The sequence below is a fragment of the Mesorhizobium sp. M2A.F.Ca.ET.042.01.1.1 genome (genome assembly GCF_003997405.1).
Lineage (GTDB): Bacteria > Pseudomonadota > Alphaproteobacteria > Rhizobiales > Rhizobiaceae > Mesorhizobium.
Window position 1 is genome coordinate 1 of the sequence record NZ_RZRX01000313.1, and the last position, 6,014, is coordinate 6,014.

A 6,014-nucleotide genomic window follows, 5' to 3' on the forward strand; every position below is an offset into this window, starting at 1 on the left:
CGATAGGTCGGTGAAGCCGAAGGGCCTTTTGCCACGCATGCGGCCGGCATCGCTCTCCATGACATCGAGGTTGACGTTCACATAGGGCGCCAGATCGCTCTTGTTGATGATGAGGAAATCCGAGCGGGTGATGGCCGGGCCGCCCTTCCTCGGGATCTCCTCGCCCTGGCAGACCGAGATGACATAAAGCGTCAGATCGGCAAGGTCGGGCGAGAAGGTGGCGGCGAGATTGTCGCCGCCGGATTCGATGAAGATGATGTCGAGGTCGGGGAATTTCTTGTTCAATTCCGCGATCGCCCGCAGGTTGATCGAGGCATCCTCGCGGATGGCCGTGTGCGGACAGCCGCCGGTCTCGACGCCGACGATGCGCTCTTCGGGCAATGCTTGCAGCCGCGCGAGCATCATCGCGTCCTCCTTGGTGTAGATGTCGTTGGTGACGACGGCGATCGAAAAATCGTCGCGCAACGCCTTGCAGAGCTTTTCGGTGAGCGTCGTCTTGCCCGAGCCGACGGGGCCACCAATGCCAATGCGAAGAGGACCGTTTTTCGACGTCATGCCGGGAACTCCGAGGTAGAGAGAATGACAAAGCCCAGCCCGATCAACAGGCAGAGCGGCGAATAGAGACTTTGGTCGAGCCGCGCGAAAGGCTGCTCCGGCGTAAGCCTGCGCCACCAGGGCGTGAAGCCGGCTATGCCGCGGCCGAGGAAGACGAGGCCGATCATCAATGCGGTGGCCGCCAGGCCTTCCCGTGGAAAGGGCGTCGCAAAGACACCGGCAAGCGCCAGCGGCCAGAGCGTCGCGAGCGCGAGGCACGCGGCGACAGCAAAACTCGCGAAGGAGGACGGCATCTCATCGATGTCGCGGAAGCCGACGACGGCGCGGGCGCATGTCGCCTGGTCCGTTCCGGGCCAAATGCCGCCTATGCCCCAATAGACATGCAGCGTGGTGATCAAAAGCAGCACGAAGGAGAGGATGACGGCAAGGACGGTCATGAGCGGAACAGCCTGGAATATTGCGTTTCGTGCTGCATCGCCGCTATGTCGGACATGAAGGCCGCGCCGCCGAGATCATCGAGCGTAGACGCTGCTGCGCGGTCAGCCGTGGTCATAGCCAAGGCTTCAAAGCCGGCTAACAATGCGACCGCGTCGATCTGGCCAACGACGCCGAGCCTGATCGCCGCCTGCGCGAGGTTAGAGAAGAAAGCCTGCAGGAAGGCGGACAGCGCCGGCGAAAGATCGACGCCACCGCTGCCGGCAACGGCGCCGACCGCAACGCAATAGGGGCAATCGGCCGGCAGTCGTTGAAGCACCGGAGACGACCAGGCGGACGCTGCTTTGAGGAAGGCCGCGCCTTGTAGCATTGTCTCCATATGACGCTCCCGCGATCCGGCAAGCGCCTCGGCAAGTGCTGCGACTTCCGCGAGATCGCCATCATCGCGCGCGCGGCGCCAGGCTTCGGCGAACAGCACGGCATCGTTCCAACCCGAGCCGATCTCGACCAGCGTCTCCAGCCAGCCGGCGAGGTCTTCGCGATCCGCGATCAGCCCATCATGCACGGCGCGTTCAAGCCCGTGGCTGTAGGAGAAGCCGCCGACCGGAAAGGCTGGCGACAGCCAGGCCATCAGCCGCAGCAGCGCGACTCTGGAAAGCTTCTCAGTCATGGTGATGGTGGTGGCCGTGATCGTGGTGGTGATGGTCATGATCGTGGCCATGGTGGTCGTGGTCATGGTGGTCGTGCGAATGGCCATGATCGTGGCCATGCCCGGAATAGGCGCCGCGCACCGGGCTGAACGGCAGCGAAACCTCATTCACCGTGGCGCCGAGGCCTTCGAGCATCGCCTTGATGACATGATCGCGCAGGATGAGGATACGGTTCGGCTCGATCGCCGCGGCAAGGTGGCGGTTGCCGATATGCCAGGCAAGCTCGGTCAGATGAACGGCGTCGCGGGCGCGGATGTCGTAGACTTCCTCGGGCGCCGCGACGATCTCGAGCTGGCGGCCGTCTTCCAGCACCAGCCGGTCGCCATTGTTCAGCGCCACCGGCTCGGGCAGGTCGACCAGCACCTTGTCACCGGCCACTGTCTCGATGGCGCGGCGGCGCAGATGCCGCTCGTCATGCGGCAGCACGGCCTTATCGTAGGGCGTCGTCAATCCGGTCTCGCCTGCCAAGAGCACTGACACGGCGCGTGGAAACTTGGTGAAATCGGTGGTGATGTTGAGCTTCATTTCATGGCTCCGCCATTAGCTTGGGCGCGGGCACGAGCAGGGCGCCCGAGGACACGGTCGAAATAGGCATTCACCCGGTCGGATTCGATCGGGAAGCGGCCGGCACGCGCCCAGCCGCCCATATCGCCGAGCAAGACGTCAACGGCCGAGAAGCGATCGCCCAAAGCATAGGGCTTGTCGCCAAGCCGGCGATCCAGCGCCTTTATTTCGGATGCGAAATCATACGCCGCAGCCGGGCCGACATCGACCCGAACATCCTTCGGCAGCAGGAAGCGGTGGCGCAGCTTGTTCCAGAGCGGCGCTTCCAACTCACTCTGGGCGAAATGCATCCATGAATCCATCTCGGCGCGCCCGGCGACGCCCGGATTGGCGCCCATGCCTTTGTCGGCATGCTTGTCGGCCAGATAGACGCAAATCGCCGCCGAATCCGTGATTTTCAGGTCGTCGTCGATCAGGATCGGCACCTTGCCTGAAGGGTTGAGCGCGTAGGCTTCCGGCGAGCGCAATTTTACCTCGACGAACTCATAGGGCTGTCCGAGTTCCTGGAGCATCCAGAGCACCCGGCTGACGCGGGAGGCGCGCGATCCGACAGCCTTGTACATGGTTGAACCCTTGCCTTTCCAAGAACCCTACCGCATCGCGAACGCTCAGACGATGGTGTCGAACAGCCGCAGGATGAACGATATCTGATAGATCAGCGCGGCCGCGACGAAGGCGATGTGGAAGCGTTTGTCGCGCACCAGGATCGCAACGATGCAGAGCGCCACGAAGACCGGCGTGCGGAACAGATATTCGTTGCCGAAGCGGGCGAAATGCTCTGGACCCTTGAGCAGCGTGTCGATGACGTCGAGCAGATAGGTCGCGCCAAGGAACCCGAAGAACCAGGCGCGGCGCGAATAGAAATAATCCTCGTAGCTGGTGTAATCGAGCATCGAATCCGGAAACAGCAGAGCGCAGAGCAGGAACAGCGTGATGGCGTAGAAGATGATGAAAAGATACTTGCCGAAGGTCCAGTTCTCGATGGCGTAGAGGCCGAACTCCCACCACCAGAAATGCACCAGCATCAACAGCACCGAGGCGACCCAGGCGAGATGCACCGCATAGAGCCGGTACTGGCCGGGATGCTGGACGATGCGGGCGGTTCCCGAAAGCAGCCGGGTGACGCCGAGGCCGATCACCATGCCCATGACGATGCGGATATGCGGGAAGATATCGTGCTGGGAGGCGATTTCGGTGGGCATTGGCCTTAAACAAGGAATGCGGAAAGAAGCGGTGGTCAGTCTCGCAGGAAGTCGTCCATCGAAAGCGGCCCACCTGGCCAAAATCGACCGTCGAGCGCCTGCTTGGAGGTAAAGGGAGGTTCGCTGGGGAAATATGCCTTCTTCATTCCTGTCTCTCTGACAGCAACAGGCAAAGCTCCCTTATACGCCTCCTCGAAGATTTGCGCGGGATATCGGCGAAGGCTCGGGCTGTCCTTGATGATACCGTCGATCCAGATGCGCTGCTCGGAGATCGACGCCTGCCAGCTATGGCACCTGTGGCCTGGTTGGAATTCCCACTTCAGCAGGTGTGTGATCAACACTTCCATCCTGCTACGGATCTCCCGCTTGTCCCTCCTTCCCAAGCTCTCGATCTCCTCGGCCAAATTCTCGCGGTCAAGCTCGGAAAGACGTCCCTCGCGCAGCAGCGAGCCTTGCTCGGCACACCACTGGACAAAATCCGCTTCGTAGGGCGTCAACGCCCGGAGGCGATCAATCCTGTTCATGGGCGCATCATGCCCTCAATTTGCGAAAATCGCAAAGAACGCGCCCGCACGCCGCCCGTCAAAACAGAAAATACCGCTGCGCCATCGGCAGCACGGTGGCCGGCTCACAGGTCAAGAGCTCGCCGTCGGCGCGCACCTCGTAGGTTTCCGGATCGACCTCGACATGCGGCGTGGCGTCGTTGAGCACCATCGAGTGCTTGCCGATGCCGCCGCGTGTGTTCTCGACCGCGACCATCGCCTTGTCGACGCCGAGCTTGTCCCGCAGGCCGGCGTCGAGCGCCGCCTTCGAGACGAAGGTCACCGAGGAGTTGGTCAGCGCCTTGCCATAGGCGCCGAACATCGGCCGGTAGTGCATCGGCTGCGGCGTCGGTATCGAGGCGTTCGGATCTCCCATGGGGGCAGCGGCGATCGAGCCGCCGACCAGCACCATCTCCGGCTTGACGCCGAAGAAGGCCGGATTCCACAGCACGAGATCGGCCCGCTTGCCGACGGTGATCGAGCCGATCTCCTTCGACAGGCCGTGCGCGATGGCCGGATTGATCGTGTATTTGGCGATGTAGCGGCGGACGCGGAAATTGTCGTTGTCGCCGGTTTCGTCGGGCAGCGCGCCACGCTGGCGCTTCATCTTGTCGGCGGTCTGCCAGCAGCGGATCGCCACCTCGCCGACGCGGCCCATGGCCTGGCTGTCGGAGGAGATGATCGAAAAGGCGCCTATGTCGTGCAGGATGTCCTCCGCCGCGATCGTCTCCTTGCGGATGCGGCTCTCGGCGAAGGCGATGTCCTCGGGAATCGACGGCGACAGATGGTGGCAGACCATCAGCATGTCGAGATGCTCGGCCAGCGTGTTGACCGTGTAGGGCCTGGTCGGATTGGTCGAGGACGGGATGACGTTGGGCAGGCCGCAGACCTTGATGATATCCGGGGCATGGCCGCCGCCTGCGCCCTCGGTGTGGAAGGCATGGATAGTGCGGCCCTTGATGGCCGCCACCGTGTTCTCGACAAAGCCCGATTCGTTCAGCGTGTCGGTGTGGATCATCACCTGCACGTCGTAGGCGTCGGCGACCGACAGGCAGCAATCGATGGCGGCCGGCGTCGTGCCCCAATCCTCATGCAGCTTCAGCGAGCAGGCGCCGGCCAGCACCATCTCTTCCAGCGCCGCCGGCTTTGACGCATTGCCCTTGCCCGACAGGCCGATATTCATCGGGAAGGCGTCGAAGGACTGGATCATGCGCGCCATATGCCAGGGGCCGGGTGTGCAGGTGGTGGCCAAGGTGCCATGCGCCGGGCCGGTGCCGCCGCCGAGCATGGTGGTGATGCCGCTCATCAGCGCTTCCTCGATCTGCTGCGGGCAGATGAAATGGATATGCGCGTCGAAGCCGCCGGCGGTGAGGATCTTGCCCTCGCCGGCGATGATTTCGGTGCCCGGACCAATGATGATGGTGACGCCATCCTGCGTATCCGGATTACCGGCCTTGCCGATCGCGGCGATACGGCCATCCTTCAGGCCGATATCGGCCTTGACGATGCCGGCAAGCGCGTCGACGACCAGCGCATTGGTGATGACGGTGTCGACGGCGCCCTCGGCCCGCGTCACCTGGCTCTGGCCCATGCCGTCGCGGATGACCTTGCCGCCGCCGAATTTCACTTCCTCGCCGTAGACGGTGAGGTCCTTCTCGACCTGGACGAACAGCTCGGTGTCGGCAAGCCGCACCTTATCGCCGACCGTCGGTCCATACATCTGCGCATAGGAGGCGCGGCTTATCCTGGCCATCAGCAATTGCTCCCGAAATTCCAATTGTTTGTGCGCGGGGCACACATTGTCGCCACCCAATGGTCACGCAATGACCCGCTCGCCGACACTTTGAGCGCCCATTTCAGCGTTCCCATCGGGCCGTTGAGGCGGGCGGAATCACTCCCAATCCGATGGAAGGAATATCCATGCGCAACGCGATACTTGTCGCCGCAGCCGCCACCTTGATGATGGCGGGCAGTGCCGGCGCCCAGCAGCAGCCGACGCAACAACC

9 protein-coding genes are annotated in these 6,014 nt (G+C 62.9%); all 9 read right to left on the minus strand.

Going from position 1 to position 6,014, the window contains the following annotated elements:
* The coding region (gene ureG / locus EOA23_RS30310; RefSeq protein ID WP_127306831.1) for an urease accessory protein UreG at window positions 1–555 on the minus strand (555 nt) is incomplete at its 3' end.
* Window positions 552–992: a DUF3995 domain-containing protein gene (locus tag EOA23_RS30315; protein WP_127306832.1), complete on the minus strand. Its 441-nt coding sequence runs from the start codon at window positions 990–992 to the stop codon at window positions 552–554. The genes ureG and EOA23_RS30315, both read right to left, overlap by 4 nt.
* Entirely contained in the window at window positions 989–1,726 is a 738-nt protein-coding gene (locus EOA23_RS30320) for an urease accessory protein UreF (protein WP_189341762.1), read from the minus strand. The genes EOA23_RS30315 and EOA23_RS30320 overlap by 4 nt, the downstream gene beginning before the upstream one ends.
* The gene (locus EOA23_RS30325) at window positions 1,653–2,225 is read right to left on the minus strand and encodes an urease accessory protein UreE (RefSeq protein WP_127306833.1); all 573 of its coding nucleotides are present in this window, start codon (window positions 2,223–2,225) and stop codon (window positions 1,653–1,655) included. The genes EOA23_RS30320 and EOA23_RS30325 overlap by 74 nt, the downstream gene beginning before the upstream one ends.
* Window positions 2,222–2,827 carry a glutathione S-transferase family protein gene (locus EOA23_RS30330; protein WP_127306834.1) on the minus strand — a complete coding sequence of 202 codons (606 nt, stop codon included), beginning with the start codon at window positions 2,825–2,827 and terminating at the stop codon, window positions 2,222–2,224. The genes EOA23_RS30325 and EOA23_RS30330 overlap by 4 nt, the downstream gene beginning before the upstream one ends.
* A gap of 45 nt (window positions 2,828–2,872) precedes the next feature.
* The gene (locus tag EOA23_RS30335; RefSeq protein WP_127306835.1) at window positions 2,873–3,466 is read right to left on the minus strand and encodes a hypothetical protein; all 594 of its coding nucleotides are present in this window, start codon (window positions 3,464–3,466) and stop codon (window positions 2,873–2,875) included.
* 35 nt (window positions 3,467–3,501) lie between these two features.
* Entirely contained in the window at window positions 3,502–3,990 is a 489-nt protein-coding gene (locus EOA23_RS30340) for a DUF29 domain-containing protein (RefSeq protein WP_127306836.1), read from the minus strand.
* 58 nt (window positions 3,991–4,048) lie between these two features.
* On the minus strand, window positions 4,049–5,764 hold the full coding sequence (ureC, locus tag EOA23_RS30345; RefSeq protein WP_189341763.1) for an urease subunit alpha: 1,716 nt from the start codon (window positions 5,762–5,764) through the stop codon (window positions 4,049–4,051).
* A partial coding sequence (locus EOA23_RS36125) for a hypothetical protein (RefSeq protein ID WP_210212509.1) occupies window positions 5,761–6,014 on the minus strand: 254 nt, incomplete at its 5' end. The genes EOA23_RS36125 and ureC, both read right to left, overlap by 4 nt.